We start from the raw sequence: 26,131 nt of genomic DNA on the forward strand, positions 1-26,131 counted from the left end.
TTTCGGAAGTTTATGCAAAAAAAATCCACCATCTCAAATCGAGATGGTGGATTTTTCGGTTATTAGCTAGTTGGTTCAAGCTTGACGTTGCCGCTAAACTGACTGTTATATAGATCAGCATAGAAGCCGTTCTTAGCCATCAATTCTTTATGCGTCCCGGTTTCAACAATGCCGCCATGGTTCATCACGATGATATTGTCAGCATTTTGAATCGTAGATAACCGGTGAGCCACTACGAAACTGGTCCGGTCGGTTAATAACCGTTCCATCGCATGTTGGATATGAACTTCAGTCCGCGTATCAACAGAACTTGTCGCTTCATCCAAAATCAAAATTTCAGGATCAGCCACAAAGGCCCGGGCAATCGTCAGCAATTGACGCTGGCCTTGAGAAATATTGGAAGCTTCTTCGTTCAATACAGTGTCATAACCTTTTGGCAACTGCCGAACGAAGTTATCCACGTGAGCAGCCTTGGAAGCGGCTAAGATTTCATCATCCGTGGCATCTTCTTTACCATATTTCAGGTTATCCCAAATGGTTCCAGTGAACAGCCATGTCTCTTGGAGCACCATCGCAAAGTGAGACCGCAGATCTTCACGCTTCATGTCGCGCGTATCTGTCCCTTCAAGACGAATCGAGCCACCGCGCACATCGTAGAACCGTTCCAACAAGTTAATAACAGTCGATTTACCAGCACCGGTTGGTCCGACAATAGCAACCATCTGACCAGGCTTAACTTGCAAGTTGTAATCGGTCATCAATAGGTCTTTGTCATAACCAAACTGCACATGTTGCAATTCCAACTTGTTGGGATCGTTTGGGATTGGGTCCAAACCTGATGGTGTGTCTTGCATATCTGGCTCGTCCAAAACGGCGAAAATCCGTTCAGCACTGGCAATGGTTGATTGAATGGTATTAGCCAAGTTGGCCAATTGTGAAATTGGTTGACTAAATTGTTGCATATATTGCAAGAATGCTTGAATATCCCCTAAAGGAATGGCGCCGTTAGACACCTGAATCCCCCCAATAATAGCAACGAATACATAGCCAATGTTATTCATGAAGGTCATCAGTGGCATGATAATCCCAGAGATGAACTGGGCTTTCCATGCGGAATCATAATAAGCTTTGTTCTGGGTCTCAAAATCCTTGACCAAGTCAGCTTCACGATTGAAACTCTTGACCACATTTTGACCGGCGTAAGTTTCTTCAACCTGGTTGTTCAATAACCCGAGCGCGGCCTGTTGACCAGCGAAGAACCGTTGTGATTTTGGTGCCACAATCCCGACAACCACAAGGCTCAACGGAATTGTCACTAAAGCAATCAGGGTTAATTCCCAGCTGATGGTGAACATCATCCACAAAGTCCCCACAAATGTCACTGTACTCGTGACTAATTGCGTCAAACTTTGTTGCAAGGTAGACGCGATATTATCCATATCGTTAATCGCCCGTGACATGATATCCCCATTGCTGTGGGTATCATAATAATTAATTGGGACAGTGCGCATTTTTTCTTTGAGCGCTTTGCGCAGATCGTAGACGGTTTGCTGAGAAATCCGCGTCATGATGAACTGTTGCAAGAAACTAAAGACGGCACTGGCCAAATACAAGACCAGAACGAACAGGATAATTTGTTGAATTTTATCAAAATTAATCGGTAATTCAGCCACCTTCATGCCGGCTTTTTGTTCAGCCATCCCCTTCATGACACCTTTAAAGATTTCTGTGGTTGCTTCCCCCAGAATCTTTGGTGTCTGAATTTGGAATAATGACGACCCGATAGCCAGCAGCAAGACCACAATCACACCAACTAAGCGTGAACGCATGTAGCCCATCAGCCGAAATGTCGTGCCCCAGAAATTCTTGGGTTTTTCGACGACGCCGCGGAAACCACCGCCGCCACCGCCACCAGGACGCATCGCAGGCGCTGGAGTTGGGGCTGTATTGTTAGAAGTATTCTTTTGATCTGCCATTATGCGTCCGCTCCTTCCTTCAATTGTGATTGAACGATTTCTTGATAGGTCGCATTTGTCTTCATCAGCTCATCGTGTGTGCCTTTGCCAACCATCTTGCCGTCTTCAAGCACAAGAATAGTATCCGCATCAGCAACGGTTGAAACCCGTTGACCCACGATTACAACAATCCGATTTTTAATCCGATCGTCAGCTTTCAATGCAGCCCGTAAGTTCGCGTCGGTCTTAAAGTCCAGCGCAGAGAATGAATCATCAAAAACATAAACAGAGGAATCCTTGACCAAAGCACGCGCAATCGCCAACCGCTGTTTTTGACCGCCTGAGAAGTTATCCCCGCCTTGTTCAACGTGGAGATCAAGGCCAGCAGGATCAGCCGAGATGAAATCTTTGGCCTGGGCAATTTCAAGGGCCTTCCAGAGCTCATCATCTGTGGCTTTCTGGTTCCCATAGAGTAAATTGTCACGGACAGTCCCGGTGAATAAGTCGGCAGTCTGAGGAACAAAGGCAACCTCATCGCGTAACGCATGCACATCGACGTCCCGAACATCCAATCCGTTCACGGAAACATTCCCCTTTTCCACATCATAGAACCGTGGAATCAGGTTAACTAAGGTACTCTTACCAGACCCCGTCCCACCAATGATGGCAACGGTTTGTCCGGCGGTCATTGAGAAGTCAACGCCTGACAGAGCTGGATTTTCAGCATTCTGATATCGGAAGTCAACGTTGTTAAACGCCAAGGCTGGTGTCGTATTGGTAAAAGTTTTTGGGGAGGCTGGGTCAACAAGTGAAGTCTTCTGGTTCAAGACCTGGCTGATCCGGACAGCGGAAGCTTGGGCCCGTGGAATGAAGACAAAGATCATTGAGAGCATCATGAAGCTCATGAGAATTTGCATGGCGTAAGTCATGAAAGCAATCAAGTTACCTGTTTCCAAGTTGCCTGAGGCAATCAGGTGACCGCCCCACCAAGTAATCCCAACATTCGTCCCACTCATAATTAAAGTCATGATTGGGAACATCAACGCCATGATGGAGTAAACCTTAATGGCATTGTGGGTGTAATCTTGATTGACCTTCTCAAAACGGTCTTGTTCAAATTGGTCCTGCCGGAAAGCCCGAATGACCCGAACCCCAGTCAAACCTTCACGAAAGACCAAATTAATATTATCGGTTTTTTGTTGCATGGCCTTAAACAATGGCACCGCGAAATACATAATCAACCCAATGAATACAGCCAAGATAGGCAAAGCAATTAAGAATACGCCGGTTAAGGTGTGATTCTTCTGGTAAGCCAGGAAAGCCGCCCCAACGAGCATAATTGGTGCCATGATCATCATCCGCAGAATCATCATCCAGACATTCTGAATCTGCGTGACATCGTTGGTTGTGCGAGTAATCAAACTTGAAGTCCCGATCTGATCCATTTCATCATTAGAATAGTTAATGACCTTGGAATACACATCGGAGCGCAAATTTTGACCTAATTTTTGTGACGCTCGAGACGCCAGAAAGACGTTCAGCGCTGCAGCGACCACGCTCAACAGGGTAAAGCCAATCATCTTAATCCCTGTTTGCCAAATATAATTGATATCCCCTTTGACCACGCCGTTGTTAACAATATCGGCAGTCAAATTAGGTAAGTAAAGATTGCTAATCACTTGGATAATCATGAAGACAACCGCGCCAATGATGGCCCAAGTGGATATACGGTTCTTTGCCAGTTTAAACATGTTTGCCTCCTTCTTTTGTTGCCACTCCGTATTGGAACCAGTTGAGCTGTTGTTCAAGCCGAGACTTGAGTTCAGTCACGGCGATGTGTTCACCATGCGCTTGGTGAGCCAGAAAATGGCCGACAGTTTGGGCGTAAATGCCAACGGTTTGACCCAGCAGCATTTTAAAATCAGCCAAATTCTTCACCCGCAGTGACGCTAAATTCATATGCTCATACAGGTAGGTCAGTTGCTCGGAGCGGGAGTCTGGCTCATGATCCGGCACTGGGCCAGGCGCCAAGCGCGAAACGCCATGGTAACTCATATGCAAGAACATTTGTCGGTACAAGTCAGCATTGGGCCCAGAGACCATGTCATCAATCAATGCGTTAAAGTTTGCTGCCATCGTTTTGAAGTAATCTCCGTCATTCGCCGTCAGAAGCTGCTTCAAGCGGTCATCCTCAGCTTTGCGCTGGGTACTAATTAGGTAGAAGTATAAATCCTCTTTGTCTTCAAAATACTGATAGAAACTACCGCGAGGAATCTCGGCCCGGCGGATAATATTGCTGATTGGGACATCAGCAAACGGCTGTTTTGAAAACTCAATTCGGGCGGCTTCCAGCAGTCGATTCTGCTTCTCAATCGGTAAATTAAAAAATGTGCTTTTAGGCATTTCAACCCTCCCTTCCGTTAAATGACAATCTGTCATGTGACAAGTTGTCATTATAGAATCAACACGCTCAAATAGCAACAAAAAAATTTATCTATTTATAAATCATGATACTGCAAACACAACAAAACCGGCACGCAGATGCTCATGCCGGTTTCCATTGTGTTCACTTATTCACTCAGTGCATTCAAATCCCGTTCACGCGTGAGATTGACACCGAGCAGATGCCACTCACCGTCGTAATCAACTCGGGTCACGCTAGTATTTTTTAAAAGATTCAGCGGCAGCGCCTTAGGATCTAATAGATACACCAGCATGCTCAAGACGACACCATGAGCCACAACTAACACATTCGCGTCACTTGGACTTTGGGCGATCACTTGTTCAAACGCAGCCTCGACCCGGGCTTTAAGCTCTGGAAAAGTCTCAGCCTGGCCTGTCGGATCCATGCGATGAAAATTTCGGATTAGCTTCGGAAAGCGATCTTCACCATGCCATAACTGGGTCATCGTTAAGAAACCGGCTTTGGCCACGGATTGGCGCATCAGTGCCGAACCCGAGGTCCCCTCGAGTCCGCCAAAGTAGTACTCACGCAGCCCTGTCAACTGTGAAATCGGCAGAATTTGTGGAGCGAGAATGCGCTGCGCTGTTTCAACTGCGCGCCGACGATCCGAACTGAAGGCAGCTGAGAAGGTCACAGGCCGTAATAACGCGCTGACTCGATCGGCCGCGGCTTCCCCTTTCGGCGTCAATGGTGCATCAGTAATTCCCTGCAACAAGCCGGCCTTATTCATGGGTGTTTCGCCATGCCGGACAAGATAGAATCGAATAGTCATCATTTTCCCTCCGGTCAATTAGTTTTTGCTACAATTCCATGCTATCATAATCAGGAATAGTCCGCAGACTTGGACAGGTCATTACTGCAACAATGAAAGGACCGACTCATGACAGAATTAACTGTAATCTTGCTTAACTACCTCCAGCAACATCCAGAAGCCTATCAAGTAAATCAAAACGATTATCAAAATGTCATTACCTTTGTGGTCTCAGATACGCTGATTATGCCGAGCCAAAGTGTCATGTTTCCTGACGACCGTCTCAGTGTCGTACGCATGGCAGCGTGGTTTGTCCCAGACAATCCTGATCTCATTGCTTGGCTCGCTGAGCTCATCAATCCAGATGAGCCTCTAGCCACACCTGACGAAGTGTGGCTGACCAGCAGTCACCTGACTCAACAGGGCAAACTTCTTATCGAGGTTTCTTTTGAATAAACTTCGGCAGGAGTTGCTTGTCCGCGCGTTCAAGGCCGTTATCTTTGCCGGCTTGCTCATGCTAGGCCGATTGAGCTTTGGCATTGCTTGGTTTGCCTTCTTGGCCTTAGCGAGCCTTGCGTATGCGCTCATCATTGTCATCTATGCTTTCTGGATCTGGCGCCACTAAAAAATACCCTGACAAATGTCAGGGTATTTTTGGGTTTAGAGATTCTTATCCATGTTAAAGGTCAGGTGTGATAACTGCAGGCCTTGCATAATCATTTGATTAATTTGGTCCTTAGTTGCTGACTTCGTGTGATCAACAATCTTGTAATTAGCTTCAGTCAGGAACTTGGTCAAAGCTTTACCCGTCAAACCTTCTGCCCCTTCATCGGTATCATGAATATGAGCACGGTAAACGCGATTCAACTCGGTTAAGTAATCCCGATTTTGTTGGATGAATTTGCTGTAATGACTTTCTACTAAGACACCTAATGTCCGGTGCAGCCAGTAGGCAGAATCAGCGTCAACATCCATTTCTAGCGGTGTTTCAGAATAACTAGGGTCGGTATCAGTCGCATTCGTATAGAATGGCACGTACGGGCTAAATTCAGGAATTCCCAAGGTTAACCACATCACTGCTGATAAGCCTTCGTCCACTTGGTTCCGTAATTGCAAAATGTGCGAATTTTGTGTGCGGTTCAAGCCAATTGGCCGGTAACGCAATCGGTCAGCATCGGAACCATGACCCAATGGATCAAAGCGGGTTTCATTATAGTGACTACCCAAGATGAATTCGATGTCTTCAGGGGTAATCAAATGGTCAGTGTGCATAATGAACGGTAATTCGGCTGATTCGGGTTCTTCAGGCACTTCTGGATTCAAAATATGGTGCGCATACCAAACCCGAGGTGTGTTGTAGTGACGATCCTTTTCATTCATCGTGCCAAAGATATGCCGGAAGTTCCAGCCTTCTTTGTCAGGATTCAAATGATGCATGTCGACGAATTCCCGAATGCCTTCGCTCCAAGCAAAATTGTCGGTATCTGAGAAATCGACCTGTTGAATGGCCACTTGGTTCGCTGCTACCGCGTAGGCATCGTCAGGGATACGTTGCGCAACCCAGTGATGGCCAGTGACGATTTCCATGTACCAAACATTGTCCTTATCGGAGAACAACACTGAGTTACCAGCAGGTGAACCATATTGCTTGATTAATTGGCCCAAGTATTCGACCCCATGGCGAGCTGATTCAATAAATGGCAGCACCATGTTAACAATCAAATCTTCATCCAAACCATCAACAACCAATGGATCCAAAGCTAATGTCCGTTCGTTCCCATAAGTACTCTCAGTTGCGGACATCGCGACATTCTTCTCGTTAATCCCACTTTCTTCGTAATCACCGTAGTGGGCATTATCAACGTTTGGCACCGCGTTATACCGGTAGCCATTTTCTGGCAACGTTGCCGTGAAACCATTAAGTGGGGAAGTAACGGTTAAGTCTTTTTCACCCTTCCATGCGGGATGCATATAGAAGCGTTGTGGCATCAGTGGTAAAAAGGTATCGTCGTTACGGGCAATCATTGTTGACCCGTCAATGCTGGCCTTCTGACCAACCAGGACGGAGGTGCAAGCAGATTCAATTGTCATTGTTAACCCTCTTTCTGAATTTGTTACTACCAGTGTACGCCTTTACCAAATCTTTTGCATTGTGAAAATTTATGTAAAGGCGTTGACATTGGTCGCCGAATTGAATATCATAATATCTGTTCTTGTTATTGGGTAGTAGCGAAGTGGTAACGCAGTGGACTCTGAATCCATAATCGATGGTTCGATCCCATCCTACCCAATCTAGACTAAGCAGTGAGCTGGACTTGAGACAATTTGTCTCAGGTTCAGCTTTTTTTGACGTTCGGCACTTCATTTTGACGGTTTGTTCCTCGCAGTTCTATCACTGCTCATCCAACTCGGACTAAGAAAATTATCCCAATAGCAGAGCAGGACGCAATTGCTGCTGGCTTCACTGAAAGCCTAAAACACGAATAACTGCAAAAATAGGACCACTGACAACACAATTTGTCAGTGGCCCTATTTCATCTTAATCAAAGCGAACACAACTATTCTTGTTGAAACTGTGCAAACAAACGGCGTACTTGCGGATTTGAATTGTCAGTTGTCATCGCGCAAACAATATCTTGATCGTTATCCGTACTCATTAAATCCACGATTTTAATTTGATAGCGCGACTCAAGCGTGCCATCATTCATTCCGGAATACAAGAAAGCTATCCCTTTGCCTAGGGCAGCCATGGTCAGACCTTCATCCAAGTTTTTGACATAGGTGTTGGCTTTGAGGTTAAAACCATTTTTGAGGGCCTGGCTGACAACATAATCAACGATGACGGGCGATTGCTGCCGTTCAAGCAGGATAAAGGTTTCATTCCGCAATTCGTTAAAAGAAACTTCATTGCTCTGCCCCAACTTGTGCCCAATTGGCATGGCTAATTGGAGATGATTGGCCAAAAAATTGGTTTGCACGATATTGTTCAGTGGGGCCAAATAGGTTGCCAAATTAAAAATTAGGTCAAACTCACCACTTTCAAGACCGGCAACAAGATCAGCAGGCGCAACTTGGGTCAATAAATACTGGACCTTTGGATAGTGCCGCTTGAAATCATTCAAACCTTGATACATCTTTGACAAATTGAAACCTGGTAAATAACCAATTTTAATAATCCCAGCCGATTCAACTTCACCGCTGTTGTCAAATAAATGTTCCAGTCGATCCATCTGGTCCAGAACAATTGTCGCTTCAGTTAGGAATTTCGTCCCCGCACTGGTCAATTCTAAATTATGCGGTTGCCGGTTGAAAAGCCTCACCCCGACTTCGGCCTCCAATTCTCCAATGTGCCGGCTCAATGTTGGTTGCGAAAGATAAAGTTTGGCCGCGGCTTTGGTGAAACTCTTCTCAGTGGCGACAGCCACAAAATATTCTAATGTTGAAAATTTCAACCTGATTCCTCCAATAAAAAATGCCCGCAGTGGCTTTATTCAAAGCTACCGCAAGCATCTTTTATGTGCAAGGAAACTATTTAACGAATAACCCGTTTAGAACTGGTAACTGAACGTAAGAAGCATATTCCCCACCAGTGTGAATGATGTGCATCCCATGATTATCAGGCGTTGCTCCTGGTGTTCCAGGCATCACTGACCCAGATTCATTCTTAGAGCTGACAACCAAGCGCAGGCTTTCACCGGCTTTGAAGGATAAACCAACTGGGCTTAGCACGATATCCATCTTCACGATTTCGCCGTCCTTAAGCTTTTCCACCCGATCAAAGCTGTAAGCCGGGATTTCATCTGTCGATTCTTGTTCGTCTAAGTGACGCATTGATGCGCGTAACCGGCCCCAAGCACCCTTGTAACGCAATGCAGATGCGCCTTCTTGTGTGAAGTCCTGCAAAGCTGGGCCATGGTTAGGCACGATGAATTCACTCAAAATGTTACCGCGGACATCAACTTTTTGAACATTCACGAAGATATCCATGTCGTCATATCCCTTTGCTTCCATGAATAAGGTGGCCTTTGGATAACCCAAGAATTCAGTGGTCCGATCGAAAGTCATTTCGAATGATGCCCGGCCTGGGTTACTACCATCAACGGCGCCAGCAACATATTGAACTGGAAAGTCTTTTGCATTGGCTTCTGCCTGTAGTGCACGGGTCATTCCATTGAGATAGAACTTGTGTTGCTGACTACCCTTAGCAGGGAATGTGTCAGCCGGAATGTCAGTCACATTGCCGCCTTCCATGTCGATCATTGAGTAACGCACTTTTGGTGTGTCTGGCCAATTGTTTTGCTTATCAAGCAGATAGTAATCGAAGAAGCGACGTAATTCTTCAGTATTTGCTGGATCATAGTAATATGGCCATTCTTGCCGATCGTGAATCCGCAACCAGCTCTGTTCGGAGCCCAAATGACGCCAAGCGCGGAAAGTCCCCATGGTGTGCAAGGTGTTGGCATAACTGCCAATCACAAACGCTGGTACTTTGATCTTGCTGGTGTCAGCCAACTTGTCCTGCCATAATGGCACATTTTGCATTGGATACGCATCGATTTCCTTGGTTAAATCTTCACGCAAGGCATCTGGGTTCGCGCTCACGTGGTTCACGTTCAACCGTTCAATGAAGTTCTTATCAGGGATCCCACCGATGAACGCTAAATCCCGATACCCGTCGGAGAGTCCTTCAGTTGGGTTGATTGCAGCTAAATGAGGTGGTTGCTCAGCAGCGATAAACCATTGTGACCATGCCAGGTATGAGGTTCCGCTCAAAGCAACTTTTTCGTTGGACCAATCTTGTTGCGCAATCCATTCGATCAAGTCATAGCCGTCTTGTGCTTCTTGTGAGCCAATCATTGTAATATTGCCTTCACTGTGCGCAATTCCCCGCATGTCTGGGTTACATACCGCATAACCATGTTGTACCCAGTAATCAGGATCGGGTGCTTCGAATTTGGTTAAACCAGAATTCCAAGCATTGCCCATTCCCAGCATGCCGAACAAGTTGCGGTAACGTGGCGCGGTCCCGGCACTCTTACCATAAGGGCTCCATGCAACCAATGTTGGCACTTTTTCAGCGTCAACAGGCATGAAAATGTCTGCATAGATGATGACGCCGTCGCGCATTTCAACAGGCACATCCTTGAGCATTTTAATATCAACGCTCAATGGTTTGAAGCCTTCTGCAATGACCTCGCCCTTCTTCAAGATAACAGTCTTGGTTTCAAAGGGACTCAAGACCCCATGTTCAATCCCGTTATCAACATATTCAAAGGCTGGACTAAATTTCATATCTTCAGTAATCTTGCTTGTCATATCATTACCTCCAAGTGTTTTTCATCTCTTAAGTACTTTGTCAGTATATCCAGATTTAGGCACCCCGTAAAATAGTGTTTCCGTATGTTAAGGGCATTTTGGGGAGAACTATTCAAAAATTGAATACCTAAAATAATGCTGATGGCACCACATCTGGTGGGAATCCAATAAATATTTGCCCATCGTAATGCCCCCCCAGATTCTAGGGTTAGCCTGAGACTTCTGACCAGAGGAATGATATCGACTATTTTAATAGACTCAAAATGCGGTCCACATTGGCTTCATACTCTTCAAGGTTTGTTTCGCGACTCTCTTGACGCACTGTCAAAAGTGTCAGTGAACCAATAACAAAATTCAAAAATAGATGGACATTAGGTTCCACCCGTTCTGCTTGGCTGGTGACCGACTGAATCAACCTTGTCACCAAATCGTGTAAACCATTGACAGCTTCAGCCACTTCAAGATTCTGACGATAGGTAATCAGTCCGCTGACCATATCTGTAAATGAAACGCCAGTTTGAGTATAGGTCACAAAGCTAATCGCTAATTGTCGCAATGCGTCAGCACCGGAATAAGGCACTAACTCCTGATACATCGCTTGAGTTAATGCTGTCATATAGGTCGCAATCACGCTCGTGCGGACATCCGAGATGTTAGCGACATAACGGTACATGGATTGCGGTTGAATCCCAAGAGACCGGGCCAAGCCGTTGTAAGTTAATTGATCAAATCCCACTGTGCTGACGATATTCAAAGCTTCATCAATAATGCGTTCTTTAGTTAAACTGCCACGTTTCAAAGTTTTACTTCCTTTCTGTTGACAAACTCATACCATGAGTTTACAGTGCATATCATGAGTTAGCAAGTCATTCCTGGTAACCCCATAAACTTTATTCAAAGGAGATTCTTACGATGAGTTATTTAAATCTTGAAGGCGCAAAATTACATTACGACACTGTTGGTTCCGGTCCACTATTGATTCTCATTCCAGGCGCGAATGGCACTGGTGATATTTTTGCCCACGCCGCTGAATTCTTGAAAGACAAATTTATGGTCGTCATGTTTGATCGGCGCGGTTATGGCCAAAGCGAGCTCACTGGCGCGACTCCCGAAGACATCATCGATATTGATAGCACTTACCGCATTAAGACCGATGCTAAAGATGTCCATGCGTTGGCTCAAGCGCTGAGCCCAAACCAGAAGGCGTACATCATGGGTAGCTCATCTGGTTCGATTGTCGCGATGGAAACCTTGCAAGACTTTCCTGAGATCGTGGAAAAGATTGCCTTTCATGAACCACCAATCAATAGTTTTTTGCCAACTGCAGCCCAAGACCAAGCCACTAACAACGACATTGTTCAAACTGCTTTGACCGGCGATATGCAAGCTGCCATGGTCAAATTTGGGCAAGCCATGCGAATTGGTGGACTCGACGCTCAAATGATGGGCAAACCTGTCGTGGGTGCTGATGCAGTGACAGCTGACGCTCGCGTCAAGGGAATGCAATACTGGTTCAAGTACGAAATTCGTCAATATACTAGCCGCAAGATTGATATCGATCTGTTAAAGCAATATCGTGATAAAATTAGTTTGCTTGATGGGACAGATTCACGAGGATCTTACCCGCAGATGGTCAACGATTTCTTAGCGCAGTACTGGGATGTGACAATTTATGATATTCCTGGTGGCCATTTAGGCTATGCCCAAAAACCAGAAGGCTTTGGGACCACATTAGCAGCTGTACTTTTATAAGGAGTGATTTAGCAATGAAATATAACAAAATTGATGTCCATGCCCATTATCTTTCCCCAGGTTACAAACAATTCTTGAAATCGCAGTTTAATGATATGGGTGATGGCGTCAAAACGCCATCGTATGAAATTGAGACGACATTGGGGATTATGGAACAAGCAAAGATTGATTATTCAATCCTGTCCATCTCTTCGCCACACATTAATACAGGCGAAGCTGCCAGTACGTTGGAATTAGCAAACGAGGTGAACGATTACGCGGCCACGCAACAATCGAAATTTCCCGACAAAATTGGCTTCTTTGCCTCATTACCACTCCCCTACATCAACGAAAGCCTTCAAGTTATCAAGCAGATTACTGCTGCTGGCCAAGCTGCCGGCTATACCCTGCCGACTAACTCCCGCGGCACCTACCTAGGTGATTCAATTCTTGATCCCGTCATGCAGGCCTTGAATGACACGAATGCCATTGTCGCCTTGCACCCAAATGCCCCTGGCGTGTCAATTCCAAATGTGAATGAGGATATTCCAGACCCAATTCTAGAATTCTTCTTCGATACGACCCGAACGGTCGTTAATATGTTAGACAAGCGAATTTTCAGCCGGTTCCCTGACATTAAATTCATCATTCCGCATGCCGGTGCAGTTCTTCCGCTGGTTGCTAACCGCATACCACTTGCCAAAGGACTCAACCCGGATCTTTCGGCTGATCAACTGGAAATCAAGCAAGCAATGGGTTCACAATACTTCGACGTCGCCGGTATGGTCTTGTCGCAACAACTGCCAGCTTTATTGCAATTGATTGACCCCGACAAGTTACTGTATGCTTCCGATACCCCATACACGCCAACGCCAGTAGTGATGAACTTGGCAAATGCACTTGAAACAACTGATTTAATTTCGGACCCGTTGAAAGAGAAGCTTTTTCACAGCAATGCCGAAAAACTTTTTAAGCGTTAACTCAAAAAGCGAACCCATTAATTGTGGGTTCGCTTTTTTGGCTAAAACAACCGTTGCGTCTATCTAATTAGTTGTCGCCGGCAGACATCTGTGCATCGTCAATGGCCTGGGTGTCCAAGAACCAGTGACGATGCCAATCACCACTAAGAGCAGTAAACGCAATTGGGTTCTGTCCGTTGGCCTGAACCTTTTCCAACAAGTAATTCCTTAAAATCCAAGGATCACTCAAGGATTGCTGCGTCAGGTCAAATAAGTGAGCTAATTTGACTTCGCTAATGCCTAAATCTGTGGCAACTTGGGCTTTGGTTAAGCCTGTGAGTTCAAAATTTGCTTGAAGTTCATGGCGCGTATTATCTAGTTGTTGTTGGTTTAAAGTCATTTTGAATTCTCCTCACTACAGATGAAAAAGTTTTTCCGCATTACCATGCGCGAATTGCTCCTTCTCAAAGTCCGAAATTGGTAAATTCTGAATAAAACTGCCGCTGTTCTCAGGTTGTTTATATGGATAATCGATCGCATAAAGCAACTTTGACATGCCCATTTGTTCCCGCAATAAGTTAAATTGAGGCATAGTTAGCATCCCACTGGGTGAAATGTAAATGTTGTCCTGATAGTATTGCGAAAATGGCTTCTTTAAGTCAGCCCATTTGGTCAACTCATCATCCAACCGCTGGAAGTAGAACGGTATCCCTTCACCCCAGTGGCCGGAAATTAGGTTTAAATTAGGGAATTTGTCAAAAATCCCTGACACCACCATCCGCATCACCTGGATTCCAACATCATTATGCCAGCCAAAACCGTCTGACCCCAAAATACCACTAATCAGGCCACTCCAATTCTCACTATTATAATAATGGTCCGTAATCACATTGGGCACAAACGAGGGATGAAAGTAGACCGGCACATTCAGGTCACTGGCCATTTGAAAAATTGGCAGAAATTCTGGATCATCAAAGAACTTGCCCTGAAAATTGCCTTTCAGCATGACTCCTTTCAAGCCTAACGCTGTGACTGCTCTTTTCAGCTCTGTCGCGGCCGCTGTTGGATCGCCAACCGGTAAGACGGCCAAACCCTCGAAACGATTCGACTGCTGCGTAATCTTCGCTAATTCATCATTAGCGAGCCGACTGAGCGGGATGGCCTCAACTGGTTCAAGATTCTGAGGTTGAACGTTGCCATACGACAGCACAGAAACATCAATGTTATAGTGGTTCATGAAATCCAACCGTGCTTCTGTAATATCTTGCATCATTTCCGGGGATGGCAAATCTTCCTGCATATAGCGTTGCATCTCAGGAACCATTTTTGGGATCGACTGCTGGTTTGGCAACTGCTGCATTTTAGCAGTCACGACTTTGGATTCAAAATGTTCTTCAACTGCAATAGTCTTCATTAGGTCTCTTCCCTTCTTAACCTCAATGCTCACCATTATAGGAAGATCCTACTAACATAGAAAGAAGGTTGTGCGACGAATTTAAAGAATTCGTCTCAGAAAAACATGGCTAAAGCTTTTTTGACCCAACCGCTTGAGATTGACCAGCGCAAAATAAGAACAGAAGCAAAGCTACTAGCCGCTCTCGTGTCCCTGCGACAGCAAGCCAAGGCCTTCAAGGAAATAACGGTTCAGGACCTGTGCCAGCAGGCTCACGTCTCCCGGGCAACATTTTACCGTCACCACGATAATATTGCTGACGTTATCATCGTGGCCGTCCTTACGGCCATTAATGAATTTCAGCTTCAAGTTGATCAGATACCAACAATCAATTTTGAAATCGGTAGCAGTTTGTTAATCGAAGCGTTGTACCAGCATCTGAATTTGTTTGCCTTAATTCCCTGGAGTCAGACCCACGCCCAAGTCGAGAACCTCTTTGGCGGCGCTGCACAGCAAATTCTGCGCCTGCGAGAGAAGTCGCAAGTCACACAGCGATTCGTCAGCCAATTCATCGGCCGAACTATTTTAGATTTCAATATTCAAATTGCGACCAGTTCTCAGCTTCCAGACCAAACAGAAGCTCTGGCCCTTTTTCGATTGCTTATCCCAAATCGTCTAGAATTAAACGACCGTGACAGTCACAAGAATCAATAAGCCATCTGGGCCAACAAAAAACCCCCGAAAACCTATAAAGGATTTCGGGGGCCTTTTTACTTATTTCTCACCCGTACGGGATTCGAACCCGTGTTTTCGCGCTGAGAACGCGACGTCTTAACCCCTTGACCAACGGGCAATGTCGTCAAGTACTCTTTATAGTTTACCGAAATGTAAACAGATGTCAACGACTTTTTGGGGCCAATACTAGTGATTTGGCTGTTGAAGTAACGCTGAAAGCGCAGAATTTTTTGGGAGGTTGCGACTATCCAGGATGACCTGCGTCCATCTACCAGCCGCGAAGTCCTCGCGAATGGCATTCAAGTCAGTATCCTGGAAGAGACTCGAACTAGCGGGCGCAGTCACACTCGTCGGCAGTCCGGTTGCTTGACTGAGCAAGGTGGTTAATTGCTGCTGGTTGTCAGCCGCCTTCATCAAGGTTGCCATCGGCGTTTGCTTAATTTTTGCCACACTAGTATCAATAATGCTGTCCGTTGTTGGATCGCCCGTCTTAGCCGCCTCAAGTCTGTTGGTGACCTGACGCTTCACGGCAGTATCCATAGCCGTATCTTGATTGTGGTTCAAGCTTCGAGCCCCATTATTCAGCGGCCCAATGAATGCAATGAGCAAACCCACTGCCACAATGAGGATAAGGCTAATCCAGGGCCACTTTTTTCGTTTAGGTTTTCGTGCGCTGCGCATCTTTTGTCCCCCTTGTTGGCATATCGGTGGTGAGTGCGCCGGTAGCGACAATCTCATGCCAATCGCGTTTGGCTTGGCGCCACCAGTCCAAGAATCGTTTCACCGACTTCACCGCCATTCTTATCAACAAGACTACGCCGGGTTTAACGCTTTGCCTAGCCCACTTAAACAAAAATTAAAGGTAATGGCGACCTAAAATATCTAAACTGCGCAACTGCTTGTCTAAGACCGCAACGTCTGGCAGATGCCCCCAGGTCTCGAAGCCATTTTTTGCAAAAAGCTTCGCACTCGGTAGATTGTGACTGAAGACATAGGCCAGAAGCGTGTTAATTCGGAGACGTGGCAACTGGGTCTGAACAAAATCAAGGCTAGCCTGGCCAAAACCGTGGTGTGTCTGATCCTGATCTATGTATAAACTGATTTCAGCGGTATGCGCATAGGCAGCGCGACCGTAAAATGGTTCTAGACCAACCCAACCAATCACTGCTATTTCGTCTTTGAGAACCCACAGGGGGTAGGCGTCCGAATAGGCTTCAAACCATGGACGCCGCTCAACGACTGTCACGGGCGCCAAATCCGCTGTCACCATATGACCCGCAATATTTTGATTATAAATGGCCACTATGGCCGGTAGATCTGTCAAAGTCGCTCGTGCAAATGTTGCCATCTGTTCCACCCCTCAAAAATAGCCGTGAGTCGCTCACGGCCGAATGCGATTAATAAACTGACGCAATATTTTCCAATACGTCAACAAAGTCCGCGTCGTTGTTGAAGGGTGCAATCATGGTGAAATGTTCCCCACCCGCCGCTTCAAAGTACATCCGATTTTCCATATCTAATTCATATAAAGTTTCTAGACAATCAGATGTGAAACTCGGGGCGATGACGGCCACCCGCTTGACTCCAGCTGCGGGCAACTGCTTCAAAGTCTCGTCTGTTGCGGGTCCCAACCATGGATCCCGGCCAAACCGGGACTGGTAGGTCAATTGCGTTTTGGGGGCCGTTTTCAATGCTTTGAGAATTAAAGCCGTAGAATTCTCGCATCGAGTGGCATAAGGGTCACCGTCACGGACATAACTTTCGGGAATGCCGTGATACGAGAATAAAATTAAGTCCGGATCCAGTGTTTGAACCGTTGCATCAATGCGGTCCGCGATGGCTTGAACATATAATGGATTTTGGCTAAAGTCACTGACCAAGTGTAGCGCCGGCATGTGCATCTGATTACGATAATAGGCCTGCACTTGATCAAATGTAGCTGCAGTAGTGGTGCTTGAATACTGAGGATAAAGCGGAATGATGGTCAAATCATCGACCCCCAAATCCGCCATTTCACCAAGCACGGTGGGAATCCGAGGATTGCTGTAACACATGGCATAACGCACAATCCGATCAGAGAACCGAGTCTGAAGGGCAGCAGTCTGTTGCTTCGTGTAGACTTCAAGCGGTGAGCCTTCATCTGTCCAAATTTTCTGATAAAGGGCCGCTGACTTCTTCGGCCGCGATGGCAGAATCATGCCATGGAGAATCCCCCACCATAAAATACGATTAGTCCTTATAACCCGCGGGTCGCCTAAAAAATCGTGCAAATACGCCCTGACCGCCGGTGCATCTGGCCGTTCGGGGGTACCAAGATTGATCAACAGAATCCCTTTCATAAATAAATCCTTTCGTGGTTAATGCGCGAAGTAAAAAGCAATGATTGCGAGCAAGGCTGGTAATCCTTGAACCCACAGAATTTGCCGGGTCGCAGTTATACCGCCATAAATTGCGGCGACGATGACCATCGCTAAGGCTAAGTACACTGTCTGAACGCTAGCTGTTCCAGCTAACCAGAATTGGGCAAAGAAAATCAAAACGCCAATGAAGCCATTGTACAGGCCTTGATTACCCATCAAAGTCTTCACTTGAGGATCTTTTAAGGTCGCTAAGGGCACACCGAAAGCTTGTGCAGCAAAGGCAGTCTGGGAACCAAACATTTCGAGTCCCATAATGAAAAACGCCTCAAGGCCAACCAAAACAACGAGAATCATACTAAGCAATTGCATATTTGAAAACTCCCCTACTCTTTGAATAAATCTAAGTGTAGGGGAGCCTAGGGCTTTAATCAAGCCAGATTAATTTTTCACTGATTTCCGGCACAAGACCGCAACCATCGCACCCACTAAGAAGACTAAGAGCAGCACCGCCGCAGTGTTAGTCCCAAGCAAACCTGCAGGTACCCCAGGCTGAATCAAGCCGCTGACTGATAACAGAATCCCAATTAAGCCAACAATAGAGCCCCCAGCAATCAGACCGGATGACAGGCTAACCCCATTTTGGACTTGCGTTTTGGCGTTGTCGTTCTTAAATTCAATCAACACGCGAATCAGCGCGCCGACAAGAATAATCGACGTGGTGGCCATTGGCAAGTAGAAACCAATGGCGACCGTCATAATTGGCAGTTTAAGGAAATACATCACGATTCCCATCACAATACCGATGATAATAATGTTAAACGGTAATTGCGCGGTCAGAATTCCACTGGTCAACGTCGCAATCAAATTGGCTTGTGGCAAACCAAATACTGGTACGGCAGCATCTGAGACCAATTGATTCTTCAGCAGTAAAATGACGCCAATCACGGTCAGAGTCCCAACACCAGCAGCTAATAAGAAGCGCCGTTGCATCACAGCCCGATCAGCCTTCATCAATACGGTCGCTTTTTGCGTTTGACTGTAGCCTCCACCGATACTAATGGCGGTCACAACAAAGGTCGCCAAGAGTAACAAGGTCCGAGTGTTGGCAAGGTCGGTCCAGCCCATTACAACAAATAACAGGGTCAGTAAGACCAAACTAGCAATGGTCATCCCGGAAACTGGTAGATTCGAAGTCCCTAAAGTCCCCGTGAGATTTGCAGCCACCACCACGAAAACAAATGCCAACAGCAATGATAAGCCTCCGGCCAGTAAACCTAACCATAAGTTGCCAGACAAGCCAGTTGCGACAGCCAGCACGCCCAAGCTCGAGAAAATCAATAAGCCGATACCGAGCTTCGATTTAGCTTGGTTGCTCCCCAAAGTTGCTTTCAAAGAGCTCACAATAATCGGCACCAATTTCAGGGCGCCAATAATCCCGCCAGCCAACATCATGCCAGCCCCGAGATACTTGGTATACCCGCTGACAATGCCGTCAAAATCGAGCGAACTGACTGCCGTGCCCGCCGCGTTCCAAACGTGAGCGGATGATTGTGCCATATCTGTAAAGTAACCAATGAGCGGAACAATCGCAAAGTTGGCTAGCAGCGAACCAGCAAACATTTTAACCGCCACATCAAGGCCAACAATAAAGCCGATCCCAGCAAGTAGTGGATTGACTTCCAACTCAAACTTCCAGCGATAACCCTTGTCTCCGAAGAGAACGAAGTGATTGTTAACCCAGCCAAAAACCGAGCTGGTCACCAACGTAATCAGGCCGCCAATCCCAAACCCTGCGCCCATCATTTTGAGCCCAGTGCCACCTTCAGCAGATGCCCGAATAGTTTCACTAATCGCCATTGCTTCGGGATAAATCAAAACTTGCGCCTGATTAATCAATAGATGCTGCTCGACGATAGCTGAAACGCCAACACCAAATGTCAGCCCTAAGATGCCAACTAACGCCGCTTCTAAGAAATTAAACTGGGCCCCAATTAGTAAAACTGCTGGCAGGACATAAATAATCCCACTGGCAACCGTCTCCCCACCGCTGGCCATGCCCTGCATTTGGTTCACACCAGCAAACCCTTGCTTACGTGCAAACGCCCGCACCACAGTCGATCCAATAATGGCCCCGGGAATCCCTGCGGCCACAGTGAGCCCGGCCTTCATCCCAGAATACGCTGTCGATGCAGCAAACAAGATAGCTAACAATAAGCCTACAATCAGCACCAAGGTACTGCCGGTGGCAGCTTTAACCTTTGGCGTCACTAAAGTCGGTTGTTTTTCCATGCTTTACCTCTTTCTCGCATTGAATTAAATATGAATAAATAAAAAGCTTTTTCGTTAGATTTCAGGGTAACAGTTAACCCGCTTACCTATATTGGCACACAATCTAAAGCCCGACAAGTGTATTTTTGATTGCAAAAATATTACACAACAACAAAAGCCACGCCGTTCGACTTTAGACAGTGAAAACGGCGTGGCTTTATGCAATGTTTGGGAATAAATATGCAATGTTATATTACAAAACTCAATTAGAAATCGGCATGAAAAACTTATTGTTTTTAGTATAAGGTTCGTTGCTGATCTTGGTAGGCGGTAAATGCTGGCAGCGTGAGACTTCGATCGTGTTGACTCAGATTCAAGGTTGGCCCTTCCAAACCGGCCTCAATGTACTGATAAATGGCATCATCGCGGAACCCGATTTCCGCTGCGTCTTTAGCAGTATTGCCATAGTAGACGGTTTTGATGTTGGCCCAAATGATGGCACTCAAACACATAGGACAAGGATAGGCAGAGGTGTACAGCACGCACCCTGTTAAATCATGCGTTTTCAAAACTTGTCCGGCCCGGCGAATGGCCACAATTTCACCGTGGGCGGTGGGATCATGGTCGATTAACACTTGATTGTGACCCTGGGCAATCACCTGATTATCCTTCACGATGACACAGCCGAACGGCCCGCCATCCCCACTGGTGACGTTATCCATTGCGAGCTGTGCTGCTGTTGCCATAAAGTTTGATTGATACATCATTATTCCTCCTACCTAGATGCCACGCCGTTGCGTTACACTTAGGGTACCACATAAGGAGGACTAGCTGTGAAGAACAAAAACTTACGCCCAATCGGCATTGCCACAACCGTTTTCGGCGGCCTGGCCACCATGGCCGGCATGTTAACAGTCGCAACTGGCATCATCACCATCATTTTTGGTAAACGGAAATAAGGCTCAAGCATTTAAAAAGCGTTCACACCCGATGAACTGGGGACGAACGCTTTTTTAAATGGCTGGATAACTCAGAGTTGACTGATCAAGTCGGCAATCAATTTATGACTCCGAAGGCTCGATTCTGGGGAGACGGGATTCTGATCGTGACTGGCAATGGCCTGAACAAAAGCGCGAACCAGCGGATCAAACCCTCGCGTCACCAAAGTCGGCTCCCAGTCTGGCGCGGCTTGGACTTGTTCAGTCTGGCCCTCCAATTGCTGGTGTTGGCCCAAATTGATACTGCGACTGATCCCATGCGAGCTTTCAACAGTCGCTTCTTCATAATTAGTCCCAGCCACCATATTAACGCGGGCTTCTGCGCGCAGGCCATTACCGGTGAACGTCACCGACGCCTGTTCAAGTTGATGGTCCTTATTTTGATGGAGACTATAGTGAACATTTTGTGGATCAGGAAATCCAGCCAGAAACAGCGCTGTATCGACGGGATGAATCATTAGATCAAATAAAGCAAATTTGGTGTCCTCTAAATCTTCAGTCCGTGTCTTGAGCACGGTCACTGCATTCTTGTCAGCCACTTGCGCCAGTTCCTGATTAATCGGCGCAAAGCGACGATTGAAGCCAACCGTCAGCAGCTGTTGGCGGTCAGCAGCCAACCGATAAAGATCCTCTACCTCAGCGAAATTCTCACTAATTGGCTTATCAACATAGACATTGACCCCACGCAGTAGAAAATCCCGAATCAGGTCGTAATGGGTAGCAGTTGGCGTGTGAATCATCACGGCGTCGAGTCCTTCCTGGCTCGCTAAAGAAGTGGTCGTCTTAAATCCGTATTGTTGGCCGATTGCGGCCAATTTATCTTGATCCCGCGTTTGAATTTGCCAGTTAACTTGAGACCGTAGACCCGCATACACAGGCAGGTATGCCTTTTGCGCAATGTTGCCCAACCCAATCACACCAATATTAAGCATTCTGTCACCTTCCGAATTATCATTTAATTTCAGTATAGGCAAGCGGCCACGGCATAGCAAAGGTTAGCGGCCTTAGTGAGCAAAACTTAACAAAAAAAGCGGTCGCCGAAACGGCGACCGCAACATCATTAGTATTTAAATTAAAGGGCCCATGGACTCATGCCAGCAGCGTTATATAAACGAATGGCATCAGCAATTTGGGTATCGACATCGTTACTACCGTTGACCCAGAGGCTTTGGAACAAGCCGTGTGCAGAACTACTTGGGTTTTGCGCAGTCGCTTGCCAGCCAGATTCACGGGTAATGATGGCATCCCATGTGGAAGCAGAAACGCCTGTTGCAGCGACCATCTTGTTTAAGACGTAAGACTTCAGGGAGCTACCATAGTTAACGGTACTTGAAGTTGTCGTCGTTGGCGCTGCGGTCGTCGTTGTTTGTTGAACAGGTGCTTGCGCAACAGTACTCTGTTGGACAGTGCCTTGAACTTTGACAATATCGCCAACGTGAATTAAGTCATATCCACCAACAGTGCGGCCATTCAGTGTTTCTAAACTTGGAATGCTCATATTGTACGTTTTAGCAATACTCATGTAAGTATCACCGGCTTGCACGGTCACAGTGCCGTTACCATTGTCAGAAGCGGCATGTGCTGTGCCTGTGCTCAAGCCTGCAAAGCCAAGTGTCAATGTTGCTGCAGTTGCGAATAAAAGAGTTTTAAGTTTCAAGATATCAATTTCCTTTCCTGTGTGCGTCGGTTGATGATGCTTATACTAGACGTTCAACATGACAGCCAAGTATGGATAAGATTACAATGCCGTGACGTAAACAGGACGTGATAACATTGACGTAATATAACACGTGTTTATTGCAAGATTACAGCCAAATCAAAAAAATACCCACAAACCAAAGCATGGTTTGTGGGTATTTCAAATTAAATTACAAGCGTGCGTTGAGTTCCTTGGTCATTTCTTCATAACCAGGGCGACCCAAGAGGGCAAACATGTTCTTCTTGTAAGCTTCGACACCAGGTTGGTCAAATGGGTTAATCCCGTTCAAGTAACCAGAAATAGCAACTGCTGCTTCAAAGAAGTAGATCATATAGCCAAGCGTGTAAGCATCTTGTTGAGGGATCGAAACGGTCATCACAGGGACACCGCCGTCGGTATGGGCAAGCACAACCCCTTCGTAAGCCTTGCGGTTAACTTCAGCCATTGACCGGCCTTCAAGGTAACCTAAGCCATCCAAGTTGCCAGCTTCCGCGGGAATCTTCAAGTCGTGGGTAGGATTTTCAACCCAGACAACAGTTTCCATTAAGTTGCGTAAACCTTCTTGGATGTATTGGCCCAAACTGTGCAAGTCAGTACTGAAGTTAGCACTTGATGGGTAAATCCCCTTTTGGTCCTTACCTTCAGATTCACCCATTAATTGCTTCCACCATTCGCCAAGGTATTGCAAGGTTGGTTCGTAGTTTTCAAGTAATTCCGTGGTGTAACCCTTCCGGTAAAGGATGTTACGCATTGCAGCATATTGATAAGCTTCGTTCTTAGACAAATCGTCACTGCTGTATTCCTTAGCAGCATCGCCTAAACCGCGCATCATGTCGTCGATATTGCCACCGGCAACAGCAATTGGTAACAGACCTACAGCAGACATCACTGAGTAACGGCCACCTAAGTCATCTGGCACAACGAATTCAGCGTAGCCTTCAGCGTCGGCTTCAGTCTTCAAGGCACCCTTAGCCCGATCAGTTGTGGCGTAGATGCGCTTAACAGCGCCTTCCTTACCATACTTTTCGATTAACTTGGCCTTCAGAATCCGGAAAGCGATTGAAGGTTCAGTCGTTGTCCCTGACTTTGAAATAACATTCAATGAGAAGTCACGGTCGCCGATGATGTCTAATAAGTCAGACAAATATGAGCTAGAAATTGAGTTACCAGCAAAGTAAACTTCAGGGAACTTCAAATTAGGATCGGCATTACGGAACGTGTGGGATAAGAAGTCGATGGCCATGCGGGCACCAAGATATGAACCACCAATCCCAATCGCGATAAACACTTCAGAATCAGATTGGATCTGCTTAGCAGCATCTTTAATCCGAGCGAATTCATCCTTATCATAGTTAGTAGGTAAATCAAGGAAACCGCGGAAATCTGCACCAGCACCGGTACCTTCGCGTAATTCTTTATCAGCAGCTGTAACCAGCGCTTGCATTTGGCCAAGTTCGTTATCGTGCACAAACTTGCCGAGCTTTGATGAATCAAAAGAGATGTGAGCCATTATGGGCAATCCTCCTATAAATTTGAAGTAAATTCAACTTAAACTCTATGCGCTATTGCCCGAAAAATCAAGCAAATCCCGCAGCTCTTCATAAAAATATGAATAGTGCGGGATTGTTTAAATTATCTTTTATTTCATAATACCAAGCACGATACCACCAAGAATAACCAATAAGCTCCCGATTGTGACGTAGCGCATTTCTTTGTGGGTTTTCTTCTCGCCCAGTAAATAAATTGATCCAAAGGTTGAGATAACAATCCCCATCTGTGCTAGTGAGAAAGAAACGGCTAAACCAACAGGCTTGATGGACAATAGCATGAAGACATTCCCAGTGCCCCAAAGTAAACCGGTCAGAATATTCTTCCAAGTGCCCTTAGCGAAGGCGTCATGACCAAAGGCAAAGAGACTTGCGCCAATGACCATCCCAATACTTTGTGGTAAGACAACGGCTAACGCATCCAGATGTCCTGCCGTGATCACAATGGTGTAACCCGCGTAGCCAATGGTTGAAATCAGCAGTGTCCGTAAGCCCTTGCCCACGGAGTCGCCTGCGGAAGCGTCACTCTTTTCCTTCTTAGAGGTGAGGTAAGCCCCAGCAATCAATAGGAATAAAGCTAAGAGACCCAAGAAAACATCCTTGCTGGTCCGCCATTCAGCAAACAGCAAAGCACCAGCCAAGGTGTTGGCCACCAACTGCATCCCGGTTGAAATCGGCACAGTCAGTGAAACCCCCATGAACTTCATGGATTGGAATTGTTGACTTTGGCCCAGACTCCAGAATAGCCCGGATAGAATCCCCAAAGCCCAAACTTTCATATCCATGGCGGGTTGAGCCACTAAGAAAGTCCCAATCCCAAAAACTAATGCCCCGAGGGTCATCCCTAATGTCTGTTGATAGGCGTTACCGCCTAATTTACCGCTGACCAACCCGATGGAGCCCCATGCTAAGGCTGGAATTAATGCAAGAATAATCGCCATGGTCTTTCCTCTTTCTGTTTATATGAGTTTTAAATTTAAATAACGAAATATGATTCTACATTGATTTCGTTTTCAAAGCAAGCGCATTTTTAAGCGGTTTCAACAATGGAAACGCCTTCAAGAAAACTCGTGTTATTATTGCAAGTTTTCATAAATTTTCAATCTGTCTAGACCAGTTAAAAAACGATGAGAAAACAAAAAATAGCCTCTCCAAAGATGCTTTACATCTCAAGACAAGCTAGGCATGCCCGTGGGCGTGAATCCATTTTTTTGGCAGTAACAAGTAGCCAAGGACGCCACCCAACGTATTAAAAATCACATCATCAATGTCAGTCACGCCGGTATTAAGGACAAATTGCAAGGCCTCAATACTCAGTGAGAAACAGACTGCAACAAAGAACATGCGCCCCCAATTTGATTTCTGTGGATGGACCAACGGCCACAAAAAGCCCAAAGGCATAAACCACAACACATTACCCAAGGATTGATACCAGAAGTCAATCATGCTGGCCCCTTCGGTTAATTTGACCGTTTCGACCAGCGGCCGCCAATTAATAACCGACAACGGCCGATGCCAGTATAGTTGCAGATCCCACGGGAAATAGGCATCGCGAAAGACAGTCAAGTTAAATAGTAAAAGTAAGTAAGTCACCAGTAGGACCAAACGCAATTCTTGTCCCCAATGCAAGCGCTTGTGGTGCACGCCCCGCCAAACCCAACGTAAGATTAGAAAAATCAATAGGTAAAAAATGGTCTTGTCAATGCTTTGAAAAATAAGCGTAATTAATGGAAAGTGATTAATTCGGGTTGCATAGTGCGCAGCAACCCAAAGATATAATGGTTTTAGAAACAGCAATGCAACCCCTCCTCCGTAATATGATAACAAACTGACGCCTCATCGCGGCAAAATTTGCGTGACTTTGGCAAATCTTACGCTTTTTTGAGTTGCTGGTCATTCAGTTTAACGGGTACAATAGGCAAGACAGAAAGGGGGAAGCATGATTGCGCCTCTTC

General features: G+C 46.2%; 28 protein-coding genes and 2 tRNA genes. 7 read left to right on the forward strand and 23 right to left on the reverse strand.

Features of this window, described 5'->3' with window-relative positions; genetic code table 11:
• Positions 1 to 62: 62 nt before the first annotated feature.
• The 4 genes from FC34_RS03380 to FC34_RS03395 all read right to left on the reverse strand — a co-directional run bounded on the left by FC34_RS03380 (position 63) and on the right by FC34_RS03395 (position 5,191).
• Positions 63 to 1,976 (reverse strand): ABC transporter ATP-binding protein, encoded by a 1,914-nt coding sequence (locus FC34_RS03380; RefSeq protein ID WP_083479216.1) that lies wholly within the window; start codon positions 1,974 to 1,976, stop codon positions 63 to 65.
• Complete coding sequence (locus FC34_RS03385; RefSeq protein WP_057893970.1) at positions 1,976 to 3,706, reverse strand: ABC transporter ATP-binding protein; 1,731 nt, start codon at positions 3,704 to 3,706, stop codon at positions 1,976 to 1,978. Before FC34_RS03385 ends, FC34_RS03380 begins: the two co-directional genes overlap by 1 nt.
• A complete protein-coding gene (locus tag FC34_RS03390; RefSeq protein ID WP_057893971.1) occupies positions 3,699 to 4,358 on the reverse strand; it encodes a TetR/AcrR family transcriptional regulator in 660 nt (219 codons plus the stop codon). Before FC34_RS03390 ends, FC34_RS03385 begins: the two co-directional genes overlap by 8 nt.
• A gap of 167 nt (positions 4,359 to 4,525) precedes the next feature.
• Entirely contained in the window at positions 4,526 to 5,191 is a 666-nt protein-coding gene (locus FC34_RS03395) for a histidine phosphatase family protein (RefSeq protein WP_057893972.1), read from the reverse strand.
• A gap of 108 nt (positions 5,192 to 5,299) precedes the next feature.
• On the opposite strand from FC34_RS03395, the gene FC34_RS03400 reads away from it, so the two are divergent.
• Both FC34_RS03400 and FC34_RS09605 read left to right on the forward strand, forming a co-directional pair.
• Positions 5,300 to 5,626 (forward strand): hypothetical protein, encoded by a 327-nt coding sequence (locus FC34_RS03400; protein ID WP_057893973.1) that lies wholly within the window; start codon positions 5,300 to 5,302, stop codon positions 5,624 to 5,626.
• Complete coding sequence (locus FC34_RS09605; RefSeq protein ID WP_157052211.1) at positions 5,619 to 5,795, forward strand: hypothetical protein; 177 nt, start codon at positions 5,619 to 5,621, stop codon at positions 5,793 to 5,795. Before FC34_RS03400 ends, FC34_RS09605 begins: the two co-directional genes overlap by 8 nt.
• A gap of 35 nt (positions 5,796 to 5,830) precedes the next feature.
• Here the strand turns inward: FC34_RS09605 and FC34_RS03405 are convergent, their stop codons facing one another.
• Positions 5,831 to 7,261 (reverse strand): C69 family dipeptidase, encoded by a 1,431-nt coding sequence (locus FC34_RS03405; protein ID WP_057893974.1) that lies wholly within the window; start codon positions 7,259 to 7,261, stop codon positions 5,831 to 5,833.
• A gap of 129 nt (positions 7,262 to 7,390) precedes the next feature.
• On the opposite strand from FC34_RS03405, the gene FC34_RS03410 reads away from it, so the two are divergent.
• Positions 7,391 to 7,461 (forward strand) — tRNA-Gln (locus tag FC34_RS03410).
• Positions 7,462 to 7,728: 267 nt separating this feature from the next.
• Here FC34_RS03410 and FC34_RS03415 read toward each other — a convergent pair.
• From FC34_RS03415 to FC34_RS03425, 3 genes are all read right to left on the reverse strand, one after another.
• Complete coding sequence (locus FC34_RS03415; protein WP_057893975.1) at positions 7,729 to 8,622, reverse strand: LysR family transcriptional regulator; 894 nt, start codon at positions 8,620 to 8,622, stop codon at positions 7,729 to 7,731.
• A 76-nt stretch (positions 8,623 to 8,698) separates the two neighbouring features.
• On the reverse strand, positions 8,699 to 10,486 hold the full coding sequence (locus FC34_RS03420; protein ID WP_057893976.1) for a CocE/NonD family hydrolase: 1,788 nt from the start codon (positions 10,484 to 10,486) through the stop codon (positions 8,699 to 8,701).
• A gap of 244 nt (positions 10,487 to 10,730) precedes the next feature.
• On the reverse strand, positions 10,731 to 11,285 hold the full coding sequence (locus FC34_RS03425) for a TetR/AcrR family transcriptional regulator (RefSeq protein WP_057893977.1): 555 nt from the start codon (positions 11,283 to 11,285) through the stop codon (positions 10,731 to 10,733).
• 113 nt (positions 11,286 to 11,398) lie between these two features.
• On the opposite strand from FC34_RS03425, the gene FC34_RS03430 reads away from it, so the two are divergent.
• Positions 11,399 to 12,238 carry an alpha/beta fold hydrolase gene (locus FC34_RS03430; protein WP_057893978.1) on the forward strand — a complete coding sequence of 280 codons (840 nt, stop codon included), beginning with the start codon at positions 11,399 to 11,401 and terminating at the stop codon, positions 12,236 to 12,238.
• A gap of 14 nt (positions 12,239 to 12,252) precedes the next feature.
• Complete coding sequence (locus FC34_RS03435) at positions 12,253 to 13,197, forward strand: amidohydrolase family protein (protein WP_057893979.1); 945 nt, start codon at positions 12,253 to 12,255, stop codon at positions 13,195 to 13,197.
• A gap of 67 nt (positions 13,198 to 13,264) precedes the next feature.
• Here FC34_RS03435 and FC34_RS03440 read toward each other — a convergent pair whose 3' ends face one another.
• A complete protein-coding gene (locus FC34_RS03440; RefSeq protein ID WP_057893980.1) occupies positions 13,265 to 13,576 on the reverse strand; it encodes a DUF2316 family protein in 312 nt (103 codons plus the stop codon).
• A gap of 15 nt (positions 13,577 to 13,591) precedes the next feature.
• Complete coding sequence (locus FC34_RS03445) at positions 13,592 to 14,590, reverse strand: amidohydrolase family protein (protein ID WP_057893981.1); 999 nt, start codon at positions 14,588 to 14,590, stop codon at positions 13,592 to 13,594.
• A 105-nt stretch (positions 14,591 to 14,695) separates the two neighbouring features.
• On the opposite strand from FC34_RS03445, the gene FC34_RS03450 reads away from it, so the two are divergent.
• Positions 14,696 to 15,283 (forward strand): TetR/AcrR family transcriptional regulator, encoded by a 588-nt coding sequence (locus tag FC34_RS03450; protein ID WP_057893982.1) that lies wholly within the window; start codon positions 14,696 to 14,698, stop codon positions 15,281 to 15,283.
• 67 nt (positions 15,284 to 15,350) lie between these two features.
• Here the strand turns inward: FC34_RS03450 and FC34_RS03455 are convergent.
• From FC34_RS03455 to FC34_RS03485, 8 genes are all read right to left on the reverse strand, one after another.
• Positions 15,351 to 15,422 (reverse strand) — tRNA-Glu (locus tag FC34_RS03455).
• A 68-nt stretch (positions 15,423 to 15,490) separates the two neighbouring features.
• Positions 15,491 to 15,985 carry a hypothetical protein gene (locus FC34_RS03460; RefSeq protein ID WP_057893983.1) on the reverse strand — a complete coding sequence of 165 codons (495 nt, stop codon included), beginning with the start codon at positions 15,983 to 15,985 and terminating at the stop codon, positions 15,491 to 15,493.
• A complete protein-coding gene (locus FC34_RS09845) occupies positions 15,963 to 16,088 on the reverse strand; it encodes a hypothetical protein (RefSeq protein WP_268872371.1) in 126 nt (41 codons plus the stop codon). Before FC34_RS09845 ends, FC34_RS03460 begins: the two co-directional genes overlap by 23 nt.
• Before the next feature lie 72 nt (positions 16,089 to 16,160).
• Entirely contained in the window at positions 16,161 to 16,652 is a 492-nt protein-coding gene (locus tag FC34_RS03465) for a GNAT family N-acetyltransferase (RefSeq protein ID WP_057893984.1), read from the reverse strand.
• A gap of 49 nt (positions 16,653 to 16,701) precedes the next feature.
• A complete protein-coding gene (gene hemH, locus FC34_RS03470) occupies positions 16,702 to 17,643 on the reverse strand; it encodes a ferrochelatase (RefSeq protein ID WP_057893985.1) in 942 nt (313 codons plus the stop codon).
• 18 nt (positions 17,644 to 17,661) lie between these two features.
• Positions 17,662 to 18,033: a DUF1304 domain-containing protein gene (locus tag FC34_RS03475; RefSeq protein ID WP_057893986.1), complete on the reverse strand. Its 372-nt coding sequence runs from the start codon at positions 18,031 to 18,033 to the stop codon at positions 17,662 to 17,664.
• 69 nt (positions 18,034 to 18,102) lie between these two features.
• Complete coding sequence (locus FC34_RS03480) at positions 18,103 to 19,953, reverse strand: OPT/YSL family transporter (RefSeq protein ID WP_057893987.1); 1,851 nt, start codon at positions 19,951 to 19,953, stop codon at positions 18,103 to 18,105.
• 275 nt (positions 19,954 to 20,228) lie between these two features.
• The gene (locus FC34_RS03485; protein ID WP_057893988.1) at positions 20,229 to 20,696 is read right to left on the reverse strand and encodes a nucleoside deaminase; all 468 of its coding nucleotides are present in this window, start codon (positions 20,694 to 20,696) and stop codon (positions 20,229 to 20,231) included.
• Positions 20,697 to 20,765: 69 nt separating this feature from the next.
• Between FC34_RS03485 and FC34_RS09850 the strand changes: the two genes are divergently transcribed.
• Entirely contained in the window at positions 20,766 to 20,891 is a 126-nt protein-coding gene (locus FC34_RS09850) for a hypothetical protein (protein ID WP_268872372.1), read from the forward strand.
• A 71-nt stretch (positions 20,892 to 20,962) separates the two neighbouring features.
• Here FC34_RS09850 and FC34_RS03490 read toward each other — a convergent pair whose 3' ends face one another.
• The 5 genes from FC34_RS03490 to FC34_RS03510 all read right to left on the reverse strand — a co-directional run bounded on the left by FC34_RS03490 (position 20,963) and on the right by FC34_RS03510 (position 25,973).
• Entirely contained in the window at positions 20,963 to 21,862 is a 900-nt protein-coding gene (locus FC34_RS03490) for a Gfo/Idh/MocA family protein (RefSeq protein WP_057893989.1), read from the reverse strand.
• A gap of 140 nt (positions 21,863 to 22,002) precedes the next feature.
• Complete coding sequence (locus FC34_RS03495) at positions 22,003 to 22,587, reverse strand: LysM peptidoglycan-binding domain-containing protein (RefSeq protein WP_057893990.1); 585 nt, start codon at positions 22,585 to 22,587, stop codon at positions 22,003 to 22,005.
• A gap of 211 nt (positions 22,588 to 22,798) precedes the next feature.
• On the reverse strand, positions 22,799 to 24,139 hold the full coding sequence (locus FC34_RS03500; protein WP_057893991.1) for a glucose-6-phosphate isomerase: 1,341 nt from the start codon (positions 24,137 to 24,139) through the stop codon (positions 22,799 to 22,801).
• Positions 24,140 to 24,268: 129 nt separating this feature from the next.
• Positions 24,269 to 25,117 carry a GRP family sugar transporter gene (locus FC34_RS03505; RefSeq protein ID WP_057893992.1) on the reverse strand — a complete coding sequence of 283 codons (849 nt, stop codon included), beginning with the start codon at positions 25,115 to 25,117 and terminating at the stop codon, positions 24,269 to 24,271.
• 238 nt (positions 25,118 to 25,355) lie between these two features.
• Positions 25,356 to 25,973 carry a VanZ family protein gene (locus FC34_RS03510; RefSeq protein WP_057893993.1) on the reverse strand — a complete coding sequence of 206 codons (618 nt, stop codon included), beginning with the start codon at positions 25,971 to 25,973 and terminating at the stop codon, positions 25,356 to 25,358.
• Between the last annotated feature and the right edge of the window lie 158 nt (positions 25,974 to 26,131).

Source organism: Lacticaseibacillus brantae DSM 23927 (genome assembly GCF_001436115.1).
Classification (GTDB): Bacteria; Bacillota; Bacilli; order Lactobacillales; family Lactobacillaceae; genus Lacticaseibacillus; species Lacticaseibacillus brantae.

Coding starts and splice junctions, on each gene's coding strand:
- FC34_RS03380 (WP_083479216.1), bottom strand. CDS start 1,976: ATGGCAGATCAAAAGAATACTTCTAACAATACAGCCCCAACTCCAGCG.
- FC34_RS03430 (WP_057893978.1), top strand. CDS start 11,399: ATGAGTTATTTAAATCTTGAAGGCGCAAAATTACATTACGACACTGTT.
- FC34_RS03395 (WP_057893972.1), bottom strand. CDS start 5,191: ATGACTATTCGATTCTATCTTGTCCGGCATGGCGAAACACCCATGAAT.
- FC34_RS03480 (WP_057893987.1), bottom strand. CDS start 19,953: ATGGAAAAACAACCGACTTTAGTGACGCCAAAGGTTAAAGCTGCCACC.
- FC34_RS03420 (WP_057893976.1), bottom strand. CDS start 10,486: ATGACAAGCAAGATTACTGAAGATATGAAATTTAGTCCAGCCTTTGAA.
- hemH (WP_057893985.1), bottom strand. CDS start 17,643: ATGAAAGGGATTCTGTTGATCAATCTTGGTACCCCCGAACGGCCAGAT.
- FC34_RS03445 (WP_057893981.1), bottom strand. CDS start 14,590: ATGAAGACTATTGCAGTTGAAGAACATTTTGAATCCAAAGTCGTGACT.
- FC34_RS03440 (WP_057893980.1), bottom strand. CDS start 13,576: ATGACTTTAAACCAACAACAACTAGATAATACGCGCCATGAACTTCAA.
- FC34_RS03450 (WP_057893982.1), top strand. CDS start 14,696: ATGGCTAAAGCTTTTTTGACCCAACCGCTTGAGATTGACCAGCGCAAA.
- FC34_RS03490 (WP_057893989.1), bottom strand. CDS start 21,862: ATGCTTAATATTGGTGTGATTGGGTTGGGCAACATTGCGCAAAAGGCA.
- FC34_RS03485 (WP_057893988.1), bottom strand. CDS start 20,696: ATGTATCAATCAAACTTTATGGCAACAGCAGCACAGCTCGCAATGGAT.
- FC34_RS03475 (WP_057893986.1), bottom strand. CDS start 18,033: ATGCAATTGCTTAGTATGATTCTCGTTGTTTTGGTTGGCCTTGAGGCG.
- FC34_RS03500 (WP_057893991.1), bottom strand. CDS start 24,139: ATGGCTCACATCTCTTTTGATTCATCAAAGCTCGGCAAGTTTGTGCAC.
- FC34_RS03405 (WP_057893974.1), bottom strand. CDS start 7,261: ATGACAATTGAATCTGCTTGCACCTCCGTCCTGGTTGGTCAGAAGGCC.
- FC34_RS03465 (WP_057893984.1), bottom strand. CDS start 16,652: ATGGCAACATTTGCACGAGCGACTTTGACAGATCTACCGGCCATAGTG.
- FC34_RS03505 (WP_057893992.1), bottom strand. CDS start 25,117: ATGGCGATTATTCTTGCATTAATTCCAGCCTTAGCATGGGGCTCCATC.
- FC34_RS03390 (WP_057893971.1), bottom strand. CDS start 4,358: ATGCCTAAAAGCACATTTTTTAATTTACCGATTGAGAAGCAGAATCGA.
- FC34_RS03460 (WP_057893983.1), bottom strand. CDS start 15,985: ATGCGCAGCGCACGAAAACCTAAACGAAAAAAGTGGCCCTGGATTAGC.
- FC34_RS03400 (WP_057893973.1), top strand. CDS start 5,300: ATGACAGAATTAACTGTAATCTTGCTTAACTACCTCCAGCAACATCCA.
- FC34_RS03435 (WP_057893979.1), top strand. CDS start 12,253: ATGAAATATAACAAAATTGATGTCCATGCCCATTATCTTTCCCCAGGT.
- FC34_RS03385 (WP_057893970.1), bottom strand. CDS start 3,706: ATGTTTAAACTGGCAAAGAACCGTATATCCACTTGGGCCATCATTGGC.